Below are 23138 nucleotides of genomic sequence, written 5' to 3'. Positions count from 1 at the left end.
TTTTGAAATGATTATTATAAAGCTATGCTATCCATAACCGCCCTAGCCAAGCAAGCTAGCATAGCTCTCTGATCCCTTATCCACTCGTGCTAAGCAATAATCTCCTGAATATGCAGCTCTCGCTCATTGATCAGATTAACGATGTTTCCTTCAACCTGAACCATGGGTCTTGTCGGGTTGTTGCGGTCGGTAAAGATGATTTCCCCATGACGCCCATCGCTGAGCCGTATCCGTGTACCGTTATACAAGTCTGTCGTCTTTTGAATGAAGGTCTGTACGATCACTGGATCGAGCTTTCCGAAGCTCTCCTTCTGCAGCTGCTCCAATACCAGATAAGGCGACTGTGCCTTTCTGTAGGCTTTTCCCAGCGTCATGGCATGGAAGATATCGGCGACTGCCACAATCTTGGCGTAGAAATGAATCTGGCTGCCATCCAGCCTAAGTGGATATCCTGAACCGTCTATCTTCTCATGGTGCTGCAAGGCGGCCAGTCTAACCCCTTCGTTAATGGCTGTGACATTGCGCAGCAGCTGGTATCCGTATGTAGTGTGCCTGCGTACCTCGTCAATCTCTGGAGCGCTTAGAGGAGTCGGCTTCTGTAGCAGAGCTTCGTCTACTTTAGTGTTGCCTACATCATGCAGCAAGCCGGCAAAAGCAGCCTGCATCCAATCCTTCTGGGGATATCCGCACCACTGGGCAATTCTATATGAAGTCAAGGCAGATAAGACAGCATTATGATAATTATATTCCTGGTCAAACAACACACGCGGCGCAAACTTTAAGACATGGTAATCCTTCAAATGGGTAATCAGCAGCTCCAGCTGACTCCGCAGTTCGAAGATTGGCAGTGATGCAGCGGCGGCGGCACGGTAGCTCTGCTTGATAAGCACCAGCATTTTCTCATACTCATCGTGAAGCGGAGAATTACTCTTGGCCAGCACCGACTCATTGATCAGCGCACCTGCCTTGGCTGCTTGCTGCTTTACTGCCGGTTTAGCGCTCTCCGTAGTTTTGTCTTCCCCTTGCGCCCCTTCAACCTCAACCTGTCCGATCAAAAAAGCCTGCAAAATCTCAATATCCCGGGGCAGAATAATCTTGCCCTTTCCGAACAACACTCCTCCTAATGGAGTGATCACATCTTTAATAATCTTTGAACCCGCTTTAATCTCTCCAACGGATATGTTTGGCATAAGCCTAAGCCCCTTTATGTCGGTGACACCTGTAATTCTCTAATTATAGTATGGAACCCGGGAAGCGGCTAGATAGAGAATTCCCCGTTCATCAGGTAATTGGGTATAAAAAAAGAGCATGGATTTCTATACATCAGAAACCCATGCTCTCCTGCAATCATTATTCGAGGTTGTCGTCTTCGTTCACGGCATCCGCTTCAGGCTGGCTGACTTCGCCATCGCCTTCTACCGGAGTTCCTTGAATGTCTTCGCCGTCCTCATGCTCAGACAGTTCTTCATCCTCTTTATCCGCTCTGCACAGTGTGGCTACTGCATCATCCTCACGGATGTTAATCAGTCTAACACCCTGCGCGTAACGGCCCATTGTAGATATTCCGTCCATACTGGTACGGATCAGGGTACCGCTGGTCGTAATAATCATCAGGTCCTCGTCCTGCTTGACGACCTTCAGCCCGACAACCGGCCCGTTCTTATCTGTAAGGTTAATGGTCTTGATGCCTTTACCGCCGCGGGTCTGAGACCGGTAGTCGCCGGCAGGTGTCCGTTTACCATAGCCCTTGGTGGTTACGATCAGCACCTCAAGCTCCGGGTCTACGCAGTCCATGCCAATAACATGGTCATTGGAATCAAGCGTGATCCCCTTAACCCCGGTAGCGCTGCGGCCCATGGAGCGCACATCATTCTCCGAGAAGGTAATCGACATTCCGCGTGCAGTACCGATAATCAGATTCTGCTCACCGTCCGTCAGCTTCACTTCAATCAGTGAATCCTCCTCACGGAGATTGATTGCAATCAAGCCGCCCTTACGGATGTTGTTGTAATCTTCCAAAGGTGTTTTCTTCACAATTCCCTCACGGGTAGCAAAGAACAGGTACTTGTCGCTGTCCGCTTCCTCCACCTGGATGACCGCGCTAATCTTCTCCCCTTGCTCAATTTGAATCAGGTTGATGATCGGCGTTCCCCGGGCAGTCCGTCCAAGCTCCGGAATCTCATAGGCCTTAATCCGGTACACCTTGCCCTTATCAGTAAAGAACATTAGGTAGTTATGGGAGTTGCTCACGAAGAGATGCTCCACAAAGTCCTGATCCTTAGTGTCCATTCCGATTACACCGCGTCCGCCGCGCTTCTGGCTGCGGTAAGTGGTGACCGGAAGACGTTTGATATAGCCGGTATGGGTAATTGTGATAACTACCTCTTCACGCGGAATCAGATCCTCGTCGAGAATGCTCTCTTCCCCAACCGTAATTTCCGTACGGCGGTCATCGGAGTATTTATCACGAATCTCCTGCAGCTCGTTGCTGATGATATCCAGTACGAGATGCTCGTTAGCCAGGATCTCACGGTATTCAGCGATCTTGGACAACAACTCGTTATATTCATTCTCGATCTTCTCGCGTTCAAGACCGGTCAGGCGCTGCATCCGCATATCGAGGATCGCCTGAGCCTGCTCCACGCTTAGACTGAAGGTCTCCATCAGACCTTCACGGGCAATATCGGTTGTGCGTGAGGCGCGGATCAGGGCAATGACCTCATCCAGATGATCCAGGGCAACACGCAGACCTTCCAGAATATGCGCCCGTGCTTCCGCCTTCTTGAGGTCGAAGATCGTCCGGCGGCGGATGACTTCAATCTGATGCTGCAGATAGTGATACAGCACATCACGCAGGTTCAGAATCTTCGGTTCTTTGTTGACAATAGCCAGCATGTTGATTCCGAAGGTGGACTGCATGGAAGTATGCTTGTAGAGATTGTTGAGTACAACACTTGGATTCACATCCCGTCTCATTTCAACCACTACGCGCATTCCGTTACGGTCAGACTCATCACGCAGATCCGTAATGCCCTCGATGCGTTTCTCACGCACCAGCTCCGCGATCTTCTCCACGAGCCGGGCTTTGTTGACCTGGTAAGGAAGCTCATGCACAATGATCCGTGCTTTGCCGTTATTCTCTTCAATCGTCGCCTTGGCACGCATGGTAACCGATCCGCGTCCTGTCCGGTAGGCCTGACGTATTCCTTCCCGGCCCAGAATGTACCCGGCCGTCGGGAAGTCTGGACCTTGGATATATTCCATGAGCTCCAGAGGCGTAATATCAGGATTCTTGATCATCGCCTGCACACCGTCAATGACCTCACCGAGATTATGCGGAGGAATGTTGGTTGCCATACCCACCGCAATCCCGCCTACACCATTGACCAGCAGATTGGGATAACGCGCAGGCAAGACTACAGGCTCGTTCTCTTCACCGTCATAGTTGGGAGCGAAATCAACCGTTTCCTTGTTCAGATCACGGAGCATTTCTCCGGCAATTTTGGACAAACGTGCTTCTGTATAACGCATTGCAGCCGCCATATCTCCGTCAATTGAACCGAAGTTACCATGACCGTCTACAAGCATATAGCGCATGGAGAAATCCTGTGCCATACGTACCATGGTTTCATAGACCGCCGAGTCACCGTGAGGGTGATACTTACCGATAACCTCTCCGACGATTCTAGCTGACTTCTTATGTGGCTTATCCGAGGACATACCAAGTTCCGACATTGCAAACAAAATGCGTCGGTGAACAGGCTTAAGTCCATCCCGCACATCCGGCAAAGCCCGGCTTACAATGATGCTCATTGCGTAATCCATAAAGGATTCTCGCATTTCCACGCCAATGTCCCGATCCTTGACTTGCGGGTTATTTTGTTCAGCCATGAGTTGGTGGACCTCCTTCAGTTAAAAACCGCTACCCTATATTATATTACTTTCACAAAACCAGCACAATTAAACATGATAGCCTGTTATCGTCTATATTGATTTTCTTTTAGTACGGATAAGGGTATACGCCCTCTCCGCTGCTGTCTTCAGTACATAGACTGTAGAGACAAGAGAATTGGCTTCATGCCCCTGTTTTCGTCCCGAAAAGTTAAATCTCATATCCTGATATTATAACATTATTTAGTTGTCTTGTCCTGAAAATTCGCTATGCGTAAAGAAACGGAGGCAGAACATGAAGATTCAACGCGTGTCCAGCAAATGGGCAAAAACGAAAGTCATTCTGCAAAACCGTCACCTCTCGGTCTATATTCCGGAAACTCGCAAATATGGCCTGGAGGATCTGAAAGAAATGCTGCATCTGCACGGCACGGTATACATTAAACCCGACCGCGGCACTTATGGCAGCGGAGTAATGAGAGCCGAGCAGAGGATCGTACACTTAAGTCCCAGCGGGCAGCAGCCGGATACCAGTGAGCCGGAACCAGAATCCGTAAGCAGTGAAGCAGCCGTACCGGCAGAGCCGAAGCTGATGTATATTCTGAGGTATGCCAAGGATGCCGAGGTCTTTAACAGCCCCGAAGAGCTTCATGCTGCGCTAGTGCCCCGGGTTAAAGACCGCACTTATCTGGTCCAGCAGGGCATTGATCTGCTTCAGTATCAGGACCGTCCCTTCGACTTGCGCGTGCTTACCCAGAAGAATCCTCACGGTAGCTGGGAGACTACAGGCATGCTTGGCCGGGTAGCCGCACCGCAGAAGGTGATTACGAATTATCACAGCGGGGGCAGTATTTTTCCGGTAGATACCCTGTTCAAGGACCATATGACCTCTGACGAAATGTCTGCGACTACCCAGCAGCTGAAATCTCTGGGCGTCCGGATCGGGGCACAGCTTGAAACGGCTTATCCAGGACTCAAAGAGCTCGGACTTGATGTAGCAATGGACCAGCACCACGATCTATGGCTGCTTGAAGTGAACACCTTACCCTCTATCATTGTTTTCAAATTGTTCCCGAACAAAGGGATTTACCGCAGAATCCACCGTTATGCTGTGGCCTATGGACGGTTAAAGCCTAACCGGAAGTCTGTGCCCAGCCGCCGCAAGCGACTATCCAACGTATAGCTCTATGTATTATTAAAAAACCTCCGGCTTCACCCGCAAGGGATAATCCGGAGGTCCGCTATAGGCTGCTTAAATATCCAGGTTTTTGACAGATTGTGCGTGTTCCTGAATGAATTCGCGGCGTGGTTCGACATTGTCACCCATCAGGGTATCAAAGATACTGTCTGCCAGCATAGCATCCTCAATGGTCACCTGTAACATAGTGCGGGTCTCAGGGTCCATGGTAGTATCCCATAGCTGGGTGGCATTCATCTCACCCAGACCTTTGTAGCGCTGAACGTTAACCTTCACGTTCTCGCCAAAGGTAGCAATAATCTCATCGCGTTCCCGCTCGGACTGTGCATAGCGCACAACCTTGTTTCGCTCGATCTTGAAGAGCGGCGGCTGGGCGATATAGATATACCCTGCATCGACAATCTTCCGCATGTAGCGGTAGAAGAAGGTCAGCAGCAGTGTTCTGATATGGGCGCCGTCGACGTCCGCATCGGTCATGATGACCACCTTGTGGTAACGCGCCTTCGAGAGGTCGAAATCATCGCTGATCCCGGTTCCGAGTGCGGTAATAATCGCCCGGATTTCCGCATTGGACAAGATCCGGTCCAGCCGGGCCTTCTCAACGTTCAGGATCTTACCGCGCAACGGCAGGATGGCCTGGAAATGACGGTCCCGGCCCTGCTTAGCCGATCCGCCGGCCGAGTCACCTTCGACGATGTACAGCTCACTGATAGACGCATCCTTGGAGGAGCAGTCTGCCAGCTTACCCGGCAGGGCGCTGACTTCAAGCGCACTCTTGCGGCGGGTTAGCTCACGGGCCTTTTTGGCCGCTTCACGGGCACGGGAAGCCTGCAATGACTTCTCTAGCACCTTGCGCGAAACGGCAGGGTTCTCTTCCAGGAACTCCTGCAGCTTCTCGCCGAATAGCGATTCTACAATCCCGCGGACTTCACTGTTGCCGAGCTTAGTCTTGGTCTGGCCTTCGAACTGCGGCTCAGGAATCTTGACGGAGATAATCGCCGTCAGACCCTCCCGGACATCATCCCCGGTCAGATTCTGACTGCTGTCCTTGATCACGCCTGCCTTGCGTGCGTAGTCATTAATGATCCGCGTCAAGGCACTCTTGAAGCCGGATTCATGCGTTCCGCCTTCATGGGTATTGATATTATTAGCGAATGAATAAATGTTCTCTGTGTATGAATCGTTATATTGGAGAGCCACTTCAACCGCGATCATATCCCGTGAGCCTTCCACGTAGATGGGATCCTCATGAAGAGCTTCTTTTTTCTCGTTAAGGAATTTCACATACTCCACAATACCGCCTTCATACTTGAACGTATTGTTGACTCCGGTCCGTTCATCCAGCAGTGACAACTCAATGCCCTTGTTCAGGAAGGCCAGCTCCCGGATACGGGTAAGGAGCGTGGAGTATTCAAAAGTAGTGGTTTCGGTAAAAATATCCGGGTCCGGGTGGAAGGTGGTGGTGGTCCCCGTCTCCTCTGTATCCCCGATCACTCGGATGTCATATTGCGGCACGCCGCGGTTGTACTCCTGCTGGTAGACATGCCCGTCACGTTTGACAGTGACAACTACCTTCTCGGACAAGGCGTTAACCACAGAGATCCCTACGCCGTGAAGACCGCCGGACACCTTGTAACCCCCGCCGCCGAACTTTCCGCCCGCATGCAGGACAGTCATGACCACTTCAAGCGTGGACTTCTTCAGCTTGACGTTCTCACCAACAGGAATTCCCCGCCCGTTGTCAATAACAGTCACACTATTATTTTCAGTAATTATGACTTGAATCCGGTCGCAAAAACCTGCCAGCGCCTCATCGATACTATTATCGACAACCTCCCAGACCAAATGATGCAGACCTTTGGCGCTAGTGGAGCCAATGTACATGCCGGGACGTTTCCGAACTGCTTCCAGCCCTTCCAGTACCTGAATCTGGCTCTCATCATATGTCGGTTGATTCATTGACATGCCTTCACCTACTTCTTTCAGATTATCTCATGTAACTTGTGAAACCTTATATTTCTAACAAGAGTTTGGCTCTTTTTTTGAGAGTGGAGGAGGAGATCGGGGAGTAGTAGACAGTATTTCTGGTTACGACTATAGACTTCGCTTCCTCTTCACCAATGCGTTCCAGCTTCTTATCCTGCTGGGAATGAGTCATAAATTGCTTCGATACCTTGGAGGATTTCTCAATCGATATATCAAATATAGCAATCAGCTCTGAGGATCGAATAATTTTTTCTCCGCCCAAATGAATATACATGGTCTTCCTCCGCTCTTATAGCTCCACTTTGCCGCCATGAACATGATACAGGATTGCACCCTTTAGTTTATCAGCATTCAGTCCCTCTACACCGGTGGCGGTGATGAAGGTCTGCACCTTGCTCTGAAAGGTTTCGATAAGCTGGGTCTGACGATAGGGATCAAGTTCGGACAAAACATCATCAAGAAGCAGCACAGGATATTCTCCGATCTCCTCATGGATCAGTTCAATTTCCGCCAGCTTGAGCGATAAAGCTGCCGTACGTTGCTGTCCCTGGGAACCGTAGACCTGAGCTTCTCTTCCGTTGATAAAAAAGGACAGGTCATCCCGATGGGGACCCGTCAGCGTCATGCCGCGCCTGATTTCCTGATCTCTTGTTTGTGATAACTTTAACATAAATTTGTCCAATAAGACAGCTTCATCTTCCTCTTCACGCTCACCAAACGAGGGGACATAGAGCAGTTTGAGCTCTTCTCCGCCGTTTGTGATGCCCCGGTGGATGCTTTCTGCCCATATCTGCAGCTTCTTTATGAATTGTTTCCTTTTTTTTACGATTTTAACACCATGTTCTACAAGTTGGGCGTCCCAGATGTCCAGAAGCTCCCGGCCGCTTGCCTCTTTACCCCATAGTTGCTTCAGCAGATTGCCCCGTTGGAGGAGGATTTTCTGGTACTGCTGCAGATGAAACAGGTAGCTTGGCTGGACCTGACCAATCTCCATGTCAAGGAACCGGCGCCGGATTCCCGGAGTGCCTTTGACAATCTCCAGATCCTCCGGGGCAAACATTACCACGTTCAGTGAACCTACGAATTCACTTAGCCGGCGCTGCTCGAGGCCGTTAATTCTGGCCTTCTTGCCCTGCGGGGACAGGGTCAGCTCCAGCTTAAGATCCCCGTACTTACGCTCCACCTCGGCAACAATCTGTGCCGAACCCGACGGTGCATCGAAGGAGATCAGTTCCTTGTCCTTGGAGGTACGATGGCTTTTGGTCATGGCCAAGACAAACAAGGCCTCCATGAGATTGGTTTTGCCTTGGGCGTTCTGTCCGAGAATAAGGTTCACATCGCCCAGATGCTCAAGACGCAGCAGCCCATAGTTACGGTAATCCTGCAGTCCGATATTTTTGACAAACAAGAGCCTGTTCCTCCTTAGGGTTACTCCTCCTTGACTCCGCCGCCCTCAACTTCAAACACGCCGTTATCCTGTACCTGTATTTTATCACCCGGGTAGAGCTTCCGGCCACGGCGTTCTTCAACCTCACCATTCACCTGCACATGCCCTTCCTGCAGCAGCGCCTTGGCCATCCCCCCTGTGGATACACAATCGGAGAGCTTCAGGAACTGGTCGAGCTTAATGTATCCACTGTGGATAACTATTTTTTTCATCTTTTTTTATCCTTCCTGCCACTTATCCACATGTTGATGAACAGGGCGTTAATTAGTTGTCCGGTACGGCAGAATCACATACAGGCTCCGGCTCTCATCGAGCGGTCTAAGAATAATCGGGCTCATCATGCCGGTGAAAGCGATGACAAGCTGCTCGCTCTCCACAACCTTCAGCACATCAAGCATGTATTTGGAGTTGAAGGAGATCCGCAGCGGCTCACCCTTGAAATCGATGACTTCCAGCTCTTCACGTACCTTACCAAGCTCTGACGAGCTGGAGGAGATCTCTACATCGCCGTTCTCCAGGGTCTGCATGCGGACGATGTTCGTTTTTTCTTCACGGGACAGCAAATAAGCACGGTCAATCGATTCGCTTAATTTTTTTGTGTCCAAAGTTAGTTCTGTTTTGTAGGTGGTTGGAATAATTCTAGAAGTATCCGGATAAATGCCATCCAGAATGCGCGAATAGAACAGCACTTTGTCGATTTTGAACAGAACTTGATTATCGGCCACGACAATATCCACCAGCATATTCTGATCAGGGATGATTTTGCTGAGCTCGTTCAGCGTTTTGCCGGCAATGACAATATTCGCGAACTGTATGCTCTCTGTCCCTTCGAGATGTGCAGCTCTGGTAGCGAGCCGGTGGCGGTCGGTAGCCGTGAACTTGAATTCATTGTCAGCCAGATTCCACAGAATGCCTGTCAGAATCGGTGTTGTCTCTTGGGTGGAGATGGAGAAAGCGGTCTGCTTGATCATATTCTTCAGCAAATCACCAGGCATGGAGATGGTTTCATTCTCCTCGATGCTTGGCAGGACAGGGAACTCTTCAGGATCGAGGCCCACAATCTGAATCTCCGTAGAGCCGGAGGAGATGAAGGTTTGGAAGCCGTCTTTAACTTCCATGTGAATCTCTTGGGAGGGGAGCTTCTTGATAATCTCAACGAAGAACTTGGCTGGAAGCACTACGCTGCCCGGTTGTTCTACCTTGACGATCGTCTGGCTATCATTCTCGGCAGGGATGAAGGACTGAATGGAAATATCCGTATCGCTTGCAGTCAGCGTAACTCCTTGATGGCTAACCTCAAACTTAATACCGGTCAGAATAGGGATGGTTGTTCTGCTGGAGATTGCCTTGGAGACATGGCCAATGGATTCGTTGAGTTCATTTTTGAGAATGCTGATTTTCATAATTTCACTCCTAGCTGAAAAATTGAGAAATGGGTCTACGTAAATCCTCTTTGAAACCTGCTCTTAGAAGATGAATTATTATAGTTATTTAATAGTATTAGTAGTAGGGGCTCCGTTTATGTGGATAAGTCGCAAAACAGCATAAAATTAAGCCTACCCACATGTGTATAGATTGTGTATAGGCTCTTTGTTCCTCTTAGGAAGGATTTTTAATTTTCTCCGCAAGATTATTTACCACTTTATAGAGCTCCTGGTCCACCTTTAATTGCTGCGTAATCTTCTCATGGGCATGGATAACGGTCGTATGATCACGTCCTCCGAAGGCTTCACCGATCTTGGGCAGCGAATAATCTGTCAGTTCACGCGACAAGTACATGGCAATCTGCCTTGGAAAAGCAACAGCCTTCGTGCGTTTCCGCGCTTTGAAATCCTCCATGCGCAAATTGTAGTATTCGCCGACTTTTTGCTGAATATCGTTCATGGTGATCATCTTCGGACGGCTGGATGGAATGATATCCTTCAGCGCTTCCGCCGCCAGATGCGTCGTCACATCCTGATTGGTCAGCGATGAATAGGCTACAACACGAATCAGCGCGCCTTCCAGCTCCCGGATATTCGTATCAATCTGATTGGCGATGTACATCATCGCTTCGTTCGGGATGTCCAGGTTCTCCGCTTTGGCCTTCTTACGCAGAATGGCAATCCGTGTCTCCAGATCCGGAGGCTGAATATCAGTGATCAGACCCCATTCAAACCGGGAACGAAGCCGTTCCTCCAGCGTGGGAATTTCCTTGGGAGGCCGGTCGCTTGAGATGATGATCTGTTTGCGTTCTTCATGAAGTGCATTGAACGTATGGAAAAATTCCTCCTGTGTCGACTCTTTGCCAGCCAGGAATTGGATGTCATCAATCAGCAAAATGTCAACACTGCGGTACTTGTTGCGGAAGCTTTCGCCGCGGTTATCACGGATGGAGTTGATGAATTCATTCGTGAACTTCTCGGAGGAGATGTAAATCACCTTATTGTTGGGGTTATGCTCCAGCACATAGTGGCCGATCGCATGCATCAGGTGGGTCTTCCCGAGACCTACGCCTCCATACAAAAACAGAGGGTTATAGGCTTTGGCCGGCGCTTCGGCTACAGCGAGTGAGGCTGCATGCGCAAAACGGTTGCCGGAACCAATCACGAACGTATCGAAGGTGTATTTGGGATTGAGCAGATGCGTCTGCGCTTCTTCGCGAGAGACGACGGGAGTGGGTGCATTTTGTTGAACAACAGGCTCAGAGGGCTTGTTCTCCTCAATGACAAATCTGACTTCCACTTGCTGTCCGGTAACTTCATATACCGTTGCTCCTACCAATTTGGTATAGCGACTTTCCAGCCATTCTACGGCAAAGGTTGTGGGCGCCGAGATGATAAGAGCCTGGGAATTGAACGTCATGGCCTTGGTGGCCTTGAACCAGGTATCGAAGCTCGGTTTGCTTAATTTGGTTTGAATAATCAATAAAATTTCCTGCCATAATTCGGAAGTATGGCTGTCCACAGACTGTCACTCCTTTAAATCTTCCAAATGTGGCATCAGCCATGAAGTGGAAATGTCGAAGAAAATGGGTTGTTGCTGAATCTTATCCCCAGTATACAAGTTCAAGAGACAAAAAAATATGGATAAACTTGAATTGTTCACAACTTTATCCACAGCTTGTTGATAATTTATTGAACAAACAAATCTATTCACATTCAAAAGTAATACCATCATAGCAAAACGCCCCTTGTTTTTCAATGAGCCACGCTATTTTATCCACAAATTCAATCACTTGTGTATAATTTTTAAGCACACCACTACATATTGTTGATAATTTGTTTACCGTTCGACAGTTTCTGCAATGGACGCGATTTTTTTATACACAGGTTGTGCGCACCTGTGAGCAAACTGCGTTCATAATTAATCACAGGTGGATAACTGTTTAAGCCTGTGGATTATTTTTTGGATTTTTTTCTTTGTGGATAAGCGGTTAAGGATAGAATTGTGAAGGGCAAGGTAAGCTGGGGATAAAATTCCGGCCGATACCCGGAAACGGGGACACCTTTAAAAAGAGGGAGAAGGGACAAGGTTGACTTTTGCCGCAAAAATGTGTTTAAATATATAAAGGTGTTTTCTGTGAGGATATGTCTCCAAATTTAATTGATAATACTTGTAGATACTGTCCCTACTTTAAGGACGGCTTAGTCCGTTTCTGCTAATATGACAGTAATTATGTTCCTGTAAGGGAGGTGCAATACATGAGACCGACGTTCAGACCAAATGTGAGCAAACGCAAGAAGGTGCATGGTTTCCGCAAAAGAATGAGCACGAAAAACGGCCGCAAAGTGCTGGCAGCCCGCCGCTTGAAAGGCAGAAAAGTTTTGAGTGCGTAAGATAGGCCACGTTGGGACCACTGCTGTGGTCCTTTTTTACGCTGAATTTGCAGAATGTATCATTATTTTTATTTCTCTTCTATATATAGCGCAGAACAGGATGACGCTCAGAGAGTGGACAACCAGCCATTACTTCTGCTGCTGCGACAATAAATGAAAGGCTCTGCAGAGGATTTGACGCTACTGCGGGGCTTTTTTTTAAAATATAAGATTTTATATGTTTCACATGATTTCCACATTATTATAGGTAGCACAAGAGTCTATGTTTGTTAGCAGGGTGTCTCCAGGGCCGCAGCGGTAACTGTTTATGGTCTCCCTTGAATGACAATACTAATTAGAAGATGAAATTCCGGAGCCTGGAGAAATTCCGGTATTTGAATAGGAGATTCCCGTGCACAAAAGTTTACGATTACGAAACCGTGCCGACTTCAGCCGCGTATACCGCCATGGGAAGTCATTTGCGAATCATCAGTATGTGGTGTATTGGTTCCCCAAAAGAGAGGTGGAACGGTTCCGGGTGGGCATATCCGTCAGCAAGAAGGTCGGAAATGCTGTAGTCCGCAACCGGATGAGAAGGCTGGTGAAGGAGATTGTGCGTCACCATGAGCCGGAAATTGCCGGCAATCTGGACATCGTGTTCATCGTCAGAAAAGGAGCGCTTTCCAAGGATTACGGCGAGCTGGAGAAAAGCGTGCTGCATGTGCTGCGCAAAGCCAAGCTGCTCAAGGCTTTACGCAAGTAAAAGAGCCTGAAGAGGGCTTGTTTATTTGTATCCATAATTATGTTATGATTTACGGTGCAATGGAATGTTTATGAGAGGGGTTTTGAAGTGTCTCTAATGAAGACTAAGCGAGGAAAAATGTTTCTTCTCCTCGGGTTAATGGTTCTAATGATCGCTGTTCTGTCGGGATGCTCTCCGTCTGCGACGACAGTGACGCACACTACGGAGGATTTGAAAAATGGAGGCTTCTGGCAGAGTAATGTAGTGTATTATTTCGCCATTGCCCTGGATACTTTCGCGAAATGGTTCAATGGCCAATATGGTCTAGCCGTTCTTGTAATGGTTATCATTGTCCGTACGCTGATTCTTCCACTTACGATTAAGCAGGTAAAGAGTTCGCGTGCCATGCAGGCCATCCAGCCGGAACTTGAGAAGATTAAGAAAAAATATAAAGATGAGCCCGAAAAGGTACAGCAGGAAACGATGCGCCTGTTCCAGGAGAATAAGGTCAATCCTATGGCAGGCTGTCTGCCGCTGATTGTGCAAATGCCGATCTTCATCGCCCTATACAACTCGATTTACTACAACCCAGATCTTAGATTACATGACTTCCTGTGGCTGCAGCTCGGCAAACCCGATCACTTGTTCATCCTGCCGGTTCTTGCTGCTGCAACCACCTTCATTCAGACCCGCATGATGACCAAGATGAATCCGGTCCAACAGCAGGGTCCAATGCAGTTCATGATGATGGTCTATCCGGTTCTGATTTTCATCATGTCCTACAATTTCCCGGCTGCTCTGCCTCTGTACTGGGTATACAGCAATATTTACACCATTGTCCAGAACTACTTCTTGTACCGCAACAATGATAAGCACAAAGCAGCACTTGTTGCTGCCAATGCCACGGCCAATGCAGGCAACAGCAAGGCCAAGGATGTTAACCTGACGAAGAGCAAGAACAGCAACTCTAACGCCCGCAAAGATGTAACTCCTACTGCTAAAGCAAACGGAAGCAATGGGAAGAAGGGGGTCAAAAAGTCAAAATGAGCAAAGTCGTCGCGACAGGGAAAACCATTGAAGAAGCTGTAGAACGGGGACTTAATCAGCTTGGAGTTCACAAGGACCGGGTAACGGTCAACGTACTTGAACAGCCGTCAAAAGGATTCCTTGGATTGATCGGTGCGAAGGGAGCCAAGGTGGAATTGACCTTGATCCCGGAAGCCGCACCGGCATCAGCGGCGAGTGCTCCGCTACTGTCTCAGCAGTCAACAAGAGAGAGCAATATAGAGGCGATCAGCGGTGTGCCGCGCCAGGATTCCGGACACCCGGTGGAAGAAGCATACGGTCAGGCCGTTCATTTCATTGTAGATGTCGCCAAGAGCATGGGGCTCGAGGTGGAAGTTGAAATTGTTCATGCCAAGGAATCAACTGTTCTGCAAATTTCCGGTCCGGAGCTTGGGCTGCTGATTGGCAGAAGAGGACAAACTCTCGATGCTTTGCAGTATTTGGCTAATATTGTTGCCAACCGGTATTCCGACAGCTTCATCCGGCTCGTGCTGGATGCGGAGAACTTCCGGGAGCGCCGCAAGAAGACGCTGGAGGAGCTGGCCGACCGTCTGGCCGGGCGTGTGGTGAGGACCCGCAAAGAGGTGGTGCTTGAGCCCATGTCTCCGCAGGAACGCAAGATCATCCATTCCAGACTACAGGATCACCGGCAGGTGAACACCCTTAGCAAGGGTGAAGAACCGAACCGCCGCGTCGTTATCACTTTGAAATAGAACTATATGCCGCAATGACTCCTTGACCTATGCGAGGAGTCATTGTTTTTTAATACCATACCCAGAGGTGAATTACAACATGCTTAGTGACACTATTGCTGCCGTATCGACAGCCTTGGGTGAGGGCGGTATTGCCATCATCCGGGTTAGCGGACCGCAGGCCATCCCCCAAGTAGCTCCCTTGTTCAAAAGCCGTATCCCCCTTACGGAAGCTGACTCTCATACGGTGCATTATGGACATATCGTAAGTCCGCTGGATGGGGAGCAGCTGGAGGAGGTTCTGGTAACGGTCATGAAGGGACCGCGTTCTTTTACAACAGAGGATGTGGTAGAGATCAGCGCCCATGGCGGCGTAATCTCTGTAAGAAGAGTAATGGATCTGCTGCTGCAGCAGGATATCAGATTAGCGGAGCCGGGAGAGTTCACGAAACGTGCTTTTTTGGGCGGGCGGATTGATCTGTCGCAGGCGGAGGCCGTGATTGATCTGATACGTTCCAAGTCGGACCGGGCCTTCTCTGTTGCGCTCAAGCAGGTTAGCGGCTCGTTATCCACACGTATTCATGAGCTTCGGCACACCCTTATTGAGACACTGGCCCATATTGAAGTGAACATTGATTACCCGGAACATGATGTAGAATCTTTAACTGCCGATTTCATCAAAGATAAGAGTCAAGAGGTTATGCAAGGCATAGATAAGCTGCTTCGGACCGCCAATGAAGGAAAGATTCTGCGCGAAGGGATTACGACAGCTATTGTGGGCCGGCCCAATGTAGGGAAGTCTTCACTGCTGAACGCGCTTGCCCGCGACAACAAGGCGATTGTTACCGACATTCCGGGAACAACGCGTGATGTGATAGAAGAGTATGTAACGATTAATAATATCCCGCTGAAGCTGCTGGATACTGCCGGTATCCGTGAGACGATGGATGTGGTGGAGAGAATCGGTGTGGAGCGCTCGAAGGCGGCATTCAGCGATGCGGATCTGATTCTGCTGGTACTAAATGCTAATGAGGAGCTTCATGAGGATGAACTGGCGCTTATGGAACAAATCCACGGTAGACAAGCGCTGGTCATCATGAATAAAATGGACTTACCGCCCCGTCTGGACACGGGAAAGCTGCGCTCCTTTTTCGATGAAGCGAGTATTGTACCAATGTCTGTGCTGGAAGAGGAAGGACTCGACACACTGGAAGAGGCGATCTCCGCACTGTTCTTCGGAGGCAAGCTGGAATCGGGCGATCTGACCTATGTAAGCAATGTAAGGCATATAGCCTTGCTTAAGAAGGCGCATAGATCACTGCAGGATGCCTATGAAGCAGCGCAGATGCTGATTCCTATAGATATGATACAGATTGATGTACGACTGGCCTGGGAGCAGCTTGGGGAGATTATTGGAGATACGGCGGCTGATTCTCTGCTGGACCAGATCTTCTCGCAATTCTGCTTGGGCAAATAATAAGGAGGAACCGTTATGAATTATGATGGAGGCAGCTATGATGTTATCGTCATCGGCGCCGGACATGCCGGCTGCGAAGCGGCTCTGGCTGCTGCACGGATGGGCAGCCGCACACTGATGATCACGATTAACCTGGATATGGTGGCCTTCATGCCCTGTAATCCATCGATTGGCGGACCCGCCAAGGGCCATGTGGTGCGTGAAATCGATGCACTGGGCGGAGAAATGGGCCGCAATATAGATAAGACCTTCATTCAGCTGCGAATGCTTAATACAGGCAAGGGGCCTGCTGTTCACGCTTTGCGTGCACAAGCCGACAAGTTCCTCTATCAGCACGCAATGAAAGAAACGATGGAGAAGACTCCTAATCTGACCCTGCGCCAGGGGATGGTGGAGGAGCTGATCGCCCAAGACGGACGCTGCGCCGGAGTAGTGACGAAGACCGGGACGGTGTATCACAGCAAGACCGTTATTCTGACCACGGGAACCTATCTGCGCGGCAAAGTGATTATGGGTGAGCTGACGTATGAGAGCGGGCCGAATAATCAGCAGCCGTCTATACGGCTGTCCGAGAATCTACGCGAACTGGGGTTCGATTTGGTCCGATTCAAGACAGGAACACCGCCGCGTGTCCACAAGGATTCGATTGATTTCTCCAAGACGGAAATCCAGCCGGGCGATGAGAAGCTGAAATTCTTCTCTTTTGAAACCAAATCCTCGGATAATGAGCAATTGCCGTGCTGGCTGACCTACACCTCTCCGGTTACCCATCAGATCATTAATGATAATCTGCACCGGGCGCCGATGTTCACCGGTATTATTGAAGGAACAGGTCCGCGTTATTGTCCTTCGATTGAAGATAAGGTCGTCCGGTTCAGTGATAAATCACAGCATCAGATCTTCCTGGAGCCGGAAGGTAAAAACACATCGGAATACTATGTACAAGGCCTGTCTACAAGCCTTCCTGAGGATGTTCAGCTGGCGGTCCTGCGGTCTATTCCCGGTATGGAGAAAGTAGAGATGATGCGCAACGGCTATGCCATTGAATATGATGCCATGGTTCCCACGCAGCTCTGGCCTTCTCTGGAAACCAAACGTCTGCCCGGACTATTCACTGCGGGACAAATCAACGGCACCTCCGGTTATGAGGAAGCGGCAGGGCAGGGAATTATTGCAGGCATCAATGCAGCGCGTAAAGTGCAGGAGAAGGAACCGGTGGTACTGGACCGTTCGCAGGGCTATATTGGCGTTCTGATCGATGATCTCGTTACCAAGGGAACGAATGAGCCTTATCGTCTGCTGACTTCCCGTGCGGAATACCGGCTGCTGCTCCGTCATGATAATGCGGATCTCCGCTTGACGCCAATCGGCTATGACATTGGACTGATACCAGAGCAGCGCTATGAAGCCTTCCTTGATAAAAAAGGTCGGGTAGACCGTGAGATTATCCGTTTGCAGGAGACGAAGGTCAAACCGGTTCAGGTGAATGAAGCTCTAGCCGGTTATGGATCTGCACCAATTGTGGACGGAAGTAATCTGCTGACCTTAATGCGCCGCCCTGAGTTAGCCTACAGCTTCGTGGATCTGATCTCTCCTTCCCCGGAAGAACTGGATGAAGAGATGAAGGAGCAGGTAGAGATTCAGATTAAGTATGCCGGCTATATTGAGAAACAGCTCCAACATGTGGAGAAGCTGCAGAAGATGGAGAAGAAGAAGATTCCTGACGACATCAATTATAATGAGATTCATGGACTGGCAATGGAGGCCCGGCAAAAGCTGACCAAAATCGCTCCAATCTCGATAGGCCAGGCTTCCCGCATCGGAGGAGTTACACCGGCAGATATCTCAATTCTGCTGGTTCATCTGGAGCACTATAACCGTGTAACAGCGGCGAAAGGATAATCTATGGATACAACAGTAGCCGAGTTCACCGCCCTGCTCAAGGAGCGAGGGGTTGAACTCTCAATGAAGCAGCTTGAACAATTTGAACTCTATTACCAGGAGCTGGTCTCCTGGAATGAGAAGATGAATCTAACCGGGATCACAGAGCGGGGCCAGGTCTATACCAAGCACTTCTATGATTCTTTATCCTTAGCCTTCTATGTGAATATGCAGGAGACGAAGAGTCTTGCTGATATCGGCTCGGGAGCGGGGTTCCCTGGAATTCCCCTGAAAATATGCTTCCCTCAGCTTAAGCTGACGATTGTGGATTCACTTAGCAAACGGATCACCTTCTTGCAGCATGTCTGTGATCGCCTAGGCTTAACGGATGTACAGCTTATCCACGGCCGGGCAGAGGATGTCGCCAGACAGTTTGTCCACCGCGATGCTTATGATGTGGTCACTGCCCGTGCAGTGGCCCGCTTATCGCTGCTGAATGAATTCTGTCTGCCATTCACCCGCAAGGATGGAATCTTCGCTGCTATGAAAGGGAGCGATCCGACGGAGGAACTGGAAGAGGCCAAGCGCAGCTTCAAGGAACTGCGTGCTGAGCTGCACAAGGTAGAATCCTTTACTCTTCCGGTGGAAGAATCTTCCCGCCACATTATTCTTGTACGTAAGACGGGGGCAACACCGTCCAAGTATCCACGGAATCCCGGCGTACCTGCCAAGTCGCCACTCATCTAATTGTTTCACGTGAAACAACAATTGACTGTCTTCTGTTCTACTGGATCAAGCTCATGCAAAAGTGAGCTTGATCTTTTTATTTTTAAGGAAAGCTACCTCATTTCAAGCTGTATTGCAGGAAAAATAGGTCAGTATGGAGAATAGGATTATTAGCAGAAAAGTGATAGAATAATATAGTAAGTCTTTTAATAGATAGGATTAGAATTATTGCTCGGCCGTCTTACGCTGTACGATAAGCTTTTCGCATGAAAGGTTTAGAGATCGTACTATAACGAAATTAGGTGGTTATGAACGGAATGAAAGAACAATTCACCAAGCTTTTTGGATTTACCGAGCGGAGCAGCGGAGAAGAGATCAAACAAATCCCGGTTCATGAGGTCATCAGCAGTCCGTATCAGCCACGGACCATTTTCGATGATGAGAAGATAGATGAGTTATGTCAGACTATCAAAACTCATGGAGTGATCCAGCCGATCGTTGTGCGTATGCGTGATTCAAAGTATGAGATTATTGCAGGCGAAAGACGCTGGCGGGCGGTTAAAAAGCTGGGCATGGAGACCATTCCGGCGCTTGTGCGCGAATTCAATGATTCACAGGCTGCTTCCATCGCATTGATAGAGAACCTGCAGCGTGAGGGCTTAACTTCTATTGAAGAGGCAATTGCGTATCAGAAGCTGATTGACTTGCATCAATTGACCCAGGAAAGTCTGGCTCAGCGGCTTGGCAAAAGCCAATCTACCATTGCCAACAAAATCCGCTTGCTGAATTTGCCCGAACAGGTCAAGACGGCATTAATGGAAAGAAAAATTACGGAGCGCCATGCACGCTCGCTCTTGTCGCTGGACACTGAGGAGATGCAGCATAAGGTGCTGGCTGAGATTATTTCCAAGGAATTGAATGTAAAACAAACAGAAGCACGTATTGCCTTTTATAAGGCTGTAAGCCAGACTAAAAAATCAAAACGAACCTCCTATACCAAAGATGTTCGTCTCGCTCTTAATACAATTCGCCAATCTATAGATATGGTGACCGGTTCAGGAATGGAGATTAAGACCTCCGAGAATGATCGCGGCGATCATTATGAAATTGTTATCCAAATTCCAAAACGATAAATGGTTACAAAAGCTGAAGGCGGCCCTGAGGTGTTGGCCGCCTTTTCTATGACTAGCTCCGAACGTCTACATCTCCGCAAACGTGATGCCGTAAATCCAGATTATTATGCCGTTAACAGCTAAGAACTACGAGATGATTCTTTCTAAACAATTCGAGGTGAAATAAGTGTCCAAGATTATTGCCATAGCAAATCAAAAAGGTGGGGTCGGTAAAACAACAACCTCTGTAAACCTGGGTGCCAGCATGGCTACTCTGGGGAAGAGAGTGCTGCTTGTTGATATTGATCCGCAAGGCAACACTACGAGCGGCGTTGGCGTCAACAAAGCGGATGTAGAGAATTGCATCTATGATATTCTTATTAATGAAGTGAATCCCCAGGAAACGATACAGGAGACCCGGATTGAGGGCCTGCATATTATTCCGGCAACGATTCAACTGGCAGGGGCAGAGATCGAACTGGTCTCAACCATATCGAGAGAACTGAAGCTGAAAAAGGCACTGAATGCAGTGAAGGCAAATTATGATTACATTATCATAGATTGCCCTCCATCATTAGGGATTCTTACCATTAACTCTCTAACGGCTGCAGATTCAGTGATCATCCCTATACAATGCGAATATTATGCGCTTGAAGGGCTAAGCCAGCTGCTCAATACTGTCAGGCTGGTGCAGAAGAATCTTAACCCTCATCTCAAAATAGAGGGAGTATTGCTGACTATGCTGGATGCCCGGACGAATCTAGGAATTCAGGTCATTGAAGAGGTGAAAAAATATTTCCAGGAAAAGGTATACAGAACGATTATTCCGCGGAATGTGCGCCTCAGTGAAGCTCCTTCACATGGACAGTCGATTATTACCTACGATTCCCGTTCCAAGGGAGCGGAAGTATATTTAGAGTTGGCAAAGGAAGTGATCTCTTATGAGTAAGCGATTGGGGAAAGGCTTGGATGCATTAATACCTTCTCTCTCTATCAATGAAGACGACAAGGTAGTAGAGATCCCGTTGACGCAGCTGAGAGCCAATCCCTATCAGCCGCGCAAGGACTTCAATGAAGAGGCAATCCAGGAGCTTGCAGAATCCATAAGACAGCACGGAGTTATCCAGCCGATCATTGTGCGTAGTGTGTTAAAAGGGTATGAGATTATTGCCGGGGAGCGGAGATTCCGGGCCTCGCAGTATTGCGGTAAAGCTACAATTCCTGCAGTGGTACGTAGCCTAAGTGATCAGCAGGTAATGGAGATTGCCCTGATCGAGAACCTGCAACGTGAGAATCTTAACGCTATGGAAATAGCGGTTGCCTATCAAGGATTGATGGATCAATTCTCGCTGACCCAGGAAGAGCTTTCACTTAAAGTCGGAAAGTCCAGATCGCATATCGCTAACTTTTTGCGGCTGCTTAGCTTGCCGGAAGAAGTGAAAGATTATGTTTCACGTGGAACAATTTCGATGGGACATGCCCGTGCAATTGTTGCCCTGAAAGATCCGGAGATGATCAAACAACTGGCTGCACAATGTGTTGAGCTTCAGTGGAGTGTTAGAGAACTGGAAGAGGTAGTGAAGAATATTGACCGCAAACCTGCTAACGGGATCAAGGCCAAGGTCGTTAAGCGCGATCCTTATATTGATAATGTTGAGGAAGTATTGCGGGAGCGGTTCAAGACAACAGTCAAAATCAAACAAGGTAAGGAAAAAGGGAAAATCGAATTAAACTATTACAGTGCCCAAGACCTGGAGAGATTGCTGGAACTGCTAGGGGACTGATGTGGATATTTGTACCGAAAACATATCCTGAGATATCCTTAATACGGATATGGAGGGATATGTTTTTTAAATCGAAAAAAGGAGGATGGAAGATGGAACGGTTGGTCTATCTCGATCATGCAGCTACTTCATGGCCGAAGCCGCCAGAGGTGGCGGTAGCCATGGTAGAGGCCTTAGAGCAGGCAGGAGCCAATGCCGGGCGGGGCAATCACTCACTCGCTATCGGGACAGGGCGGGTGTTGGTCCGGGCGCGGATGCAGCTGGCAGAGCTATTTGGTATAGCGAATGCCCAGGATATTGCTTTTACTCATAACACAACTATGGGGCTAAATATGGCTATTAAGGGCACACTTCAACCTGGGGATCATGTCGTGTCAACGATGACAGAACATAACTCAGTGCGCAGACCCTTGGAGTATTTGCGCCGGATGATCGGGATTGAAGTCGATTATATTCAGGCGGACCGTGAGGGCCAAATCAATCTTCAGGAGCTTCAGCGATCTCTGCGTCCTAACACCCGGATGGTGATCTGCAATCATAGCTCCAATCTGCTGGGGAGTATTCTGCCGATTGGGGATATCGGTGATGTTGTGAAATCGCATGGGGCTGTATTCCTGGTTGATGCTGCTCAGAGTGCAGGGGCGCTTAATATCGATGTGGCGGCCATGAATATTGATCTGCTGGCATTTCCAGGGCATAAAGGGCTGCTCGGTCCACAAGGGACCGGTGGGCTGTATATCTCTCCTGAGCTGGATCTGGAGCCTCTAATGCATGGGGGAACAGGCAGTCAGTCAGAGAATATTGAGCAGCCAAATGTACGTCCGGATCGTTATGAGGCAGGAACACAGAATGCCGTCGGAATAGCCGGACTGCTGGCTGGTGTGAAGGCGGTTAAGGCTCTGGGAGTAGAACAGATTCATAGGCAGGAATGGAAGCTGACACAGTTATTGATGGAAGGGTTGGCTGCTATTCCGGGCATGCGGATTCTGGGTCCGGCGCCGGGCGCTCCGCGCAGCGGAATTGTGGCTTTTGTCGTAGAGGGACAGGAGTCGGCGCATATTGCCCACCGGCTGGACCGCGAATACCAGATTGCCGTACGTGCAGGGATGCATTGCACACCGTTAGCCCACCAATCTGCGGATACGCTGGATAGCGGAGCAGTGCGGGCAAGTGTGGGAGTGAGTTCCACGGAAGAGGATGTTCAGAGGCTACTGTCAGCCATGGACGATATGTTCGGCGTATCCCGTTCAAGATAACAAATGGATAAGGATTCAGGTGGATTGTACAGGTCGGTGTCGTTGCAGCGAGGGGATTCTTATCTTTATATAAAGGATGATTCA

Annotated in this window: 20 protein-coding genes; 12 read left to right on the top strand and 8 right to left on the bottom strand. The window is 49.1% G+C overall.

Annotated elements, in window-relative coordinates; all coding sequences use genetic code 11:
• Window positions 1–89: 89 nt before the first annotated feature.
• On the bottom strand, window positions 90–1190 hold the full coding sequence (locus tag NST43_RS31435) for an HD-GYP domain-containing protein (protein ID WP_339221433.1): 1101 nt from the start codon (window positions 1188–1190) through the stop codon (window positions 90–92).
• Window positions 1191–1350: 160 nt separating this feature from the next.
• Window positions 1351–3891 carry a DNA gyrase subunit A gene (gene gyrA / locus NST43_RS31430; protein ID WP_209987473.1) on the bottom strand — a complete coding sequence of 847 codons (2541 nt, stop codon included), beginning with the start codon at window positions 3889–3891 and terminating at the stop codon, window positions 1351–1353.
• A gap of 295 nt (window positions 3892–4186) precedes the next feature.
• On the opposite strand from gyrA, the gene NST43_RS31425 reads away from it, so the two are divergent.
• On the top strand, window positions 4187–5074 hold the full coding sequence (locus tag NST43_RS31425) for a YheC/YheD family protein (protein WP_209987471.1): 888 nt from the start codon (window positions 4187–4189) through the stop codon (window positions 5072–5074).
• 69 nt (window positions 5075–5143) lie between these two features.
• Here the strand turns inward: NST43_RS31425 and gyrB are convergent, their stop codons facing one another.
• From gyrB to dnaA, 6 genes are all read right to left on the bottom strand, one after another.
• The gene (gene gyrB, locus NST43_RS31420) at window positions 5144–7054 is read right to left on the bottom strand and encodes a DNA topoisomerase (ATP-hydrolyzing) subunit B (RefSeq protein WP_209987468.1); all 1911 of its coding nucleotides are present in this window, start codon (window positions 7052–7054) and stop codon (window positions 5144–5146) included.
• A 46-nt stretch (window positions 7055–7100) separates the two neighbouring features.
• Complete coding sequence (locus NST43_RS31415; RefSeq protein WP_209987465.1) at window positions 7101–7349, bottom strand: extracellular matrix/biofilm biosynthesis regulator RemA family protein; 249 nt, start codon at window positions 7347–7349, stop codon at window positions 7101–7103.
• A 15-nt stretch (window positions 7350–7364) separates the two neighbouring features.
• Window positions 7365–8483, bottom strand: coding sequence for a DNA replication/repair protein RecF (recF, locus tag NST43_RS31410; protein WP_209987461.1), 1119 nt, complete (start codon window positions 8481–8483; stop codon window positions 7365–7367).
• 20 nt (window positions 8484–8503) lie between these two features.
• Entirely contained in the window at window positions 8504–8734 is a 231-nt protein-coding gene (gene yaaA, locus NST43_RS31405; RefSeq protein WP_209987458.1) for a S4 domain-containing protein YaaA, read from the bottom strand.
• A gap of 48 nt (window positions 8735–8782) precedes the next feature.
• On the bottom strand, window positions 8783–9925 hold the full coding sequence (gene dnaN / locus NST43_RS31400; protein ID WP_209987456.1) for a DNA polymerase III subunit beta: 1143 nt from the start codon (window positions 9923–9925) through the stop codon (window positions 8783–8785).
• A 196-nt stretch (window positions 9926–10121) separates the two neighbouring features.
• Window positions 10122–11468: a chromosomal replication initiator protein DnaA gene (gene dnaA, locus NST43_RS31395; protein WP_339221431.1), complete on the bottom strand. Its 1347-nt coding sequence runs from the start codon at window positions 11466–11468 to the stop codon at window positions 10122–10124.
• A 737-nt stretch (window positions 11469–12205) separates the two neighbouring features.
• Here dnaA and rpmH point away from each other — a divergent pair.
• The 11 genes from rpmH to NST43_RS31340 all read left to right on the top strand — a co-directional run bounded on the left by rpmH (window position 12206) and on the right by NST43_RS31340 (window position 23054).
• Window positions 12206–12340, top strand: a complete 135-nt coding sequence (rpmH, locus tag NST43_RS31390; RefSeq protein ID WP_039295761.1) for a 50S ribosomal protein L34 — start codon at window positions 12206–12208, stop codon at window positions 12338–12340.
• A gap of 391 nt (window positions 12341–12731) precedes the next feature.
• The gene (gene rnpA / locus NST43_RS31385) at window positions 12732–13082 is read left to right on the top strand and encodes a ribonuclease P protein component (protein ID WP_209987450.1); all 351 of its coding nucleotides are present in this window, start codon (window positions 12732–12734) and stop codon (window positions 13080–13082) included.
• Window positions 13083–13169: 87 nt separating this feature from the next.
• Window positions 13170–14108 carry a YidC/Oxa1 family membrane protein insertase gene (locus NST43_RS31380; RefSeq protein ID WP_339221428.1) on the top strand — a complete coding sequence of 313 codons (939 nt, stop codon included), beginning with the start codon at window positions 13170–13172 and terminating at the stop codon, window positions 14106–14108.
• The gene (jag, locus tag NST43_RS31375; RefSeq protein ID WP_339221426.1) at window positions 14105–14839 is read left to right on the top strand and encodes an RNA-binding cell elongation regulator Jag/EloR; all 735 of its coding nucleotides are present in this window, start codon (window positions 14105–14107) and stop codon (window positions 14837–14839) included. The genes NST43_RS31380 and jag overlap by 4 nt, the downstream gene beginning before the upstream one ends.
• Before the next feature lie 79 nt (window positions 14840–14918).
• Window positions 14919–16295 carry a tRNA uridine-5-carboxymethylaminomethyl(34) synthesis GTPase MnmE gene (gene mnmE, locus NST43_RS31370; RefSeq protein WP_339221424.1) on the top strand — a complete coding sequence of 459 codons (1377 nt, stop codon included), beginning with the start codon at window positions 14919–14921 and terminating at the stop codon, window positions 16293–16295.
• Window positions 16296–16310: 15 nt separating this feature from the next.
• The gene (mnmG, locus tag NST43_RS31365; protein ID WP_339221423.1) at window positions 16311–18197 is read left to right on the top strand and encodes a tRNA uridine-5-carboxymethylaminomethyl(34) synthesis enzyme MnmG; all 1887 of its coding nucleotides are present in this window, start codon (window positions 16311–16313) and stop codon (window positions 18195–18197) included.
• Window positions 18198–18200: 3 nt separating this feature from the next.
• Window positions 18201–18923, top strand: a complete 723-nt coding sequence (gene rsmG, locus NST43_RS31360) for a 16S rRNA (guanine(527)-N(7))-methyltransferase RsmG (protein ID WP_339221422.1) — start codon at window positions 18201–18203, stop codon at window positions 18921–18923.
• A gap of 296 nt (window positions 18924–19219) precedes the next feature.
• A complete protein-coding gene (gene noc / locus NST43_RS31355) occupies window positions 19220–20035 on the top strand; it encodes a nucleoid occlusion protein (RefSeq protein ID WP_209987401.1) in 816 nt (271 codons plus the stop codon).
• A gap of 166 nt (window positions 20036–20201) precedes the next feature.
• Window positions 20202–20963 (top strand): ParA family protein, encoded by a 762-nt coding sequence (locus NST43_RS31350; RefSeq protein WP_209987398.1) that lies wholly within the window; start codon window positions 20202–20204, stop codon window positions 20961–20963.
• Window positions 20956–21798 carry a ParB/RepB/Spo0J family partition protein gene (locus tag NST43_RS31345; protein WP_209987395.1) on the top strand — a complete coding sequence of 281 codons (843 nt, stop codon included), beginning with the start codon at window positions 20956–20958 and terminating at the stop codon, window positions 21796–21798. The genes NST43_RS31350 and NST43_RS31345 overlap by 8 nt, the downstream gene beginning before the upstream one ends.
• 92 nt (window positions 21799–21890) lie before the next feature.
• Window positions 21891–23054: an aminotransferase class V-fold PLP-dependent enzyme gene (locus tag NST43_RS31340; RefSeq protein WP_209987393.1), complete on the top strand. Its 1164-nt coding sequence runs from the start codon at window positions 21891–21893 to the stop codon at window positions 23052–23054.
• Window positions 23055–23138 lie beyond the last annotated feature (84 nt).

It is taken from the genome of Paenibacillus sp. FSL H8-0332 (assembly GCF_037963835.1).
GTDB lineage: Bacteria > Bacillota > Bacilli > Paenibacillales > Paenibacillaceae > Paenibacillus_AQ > Paenibacillus_AQ rhizoplanae.
This window is presented reverse-complemented; position numbering and strand designations above follow the sequence as displayed.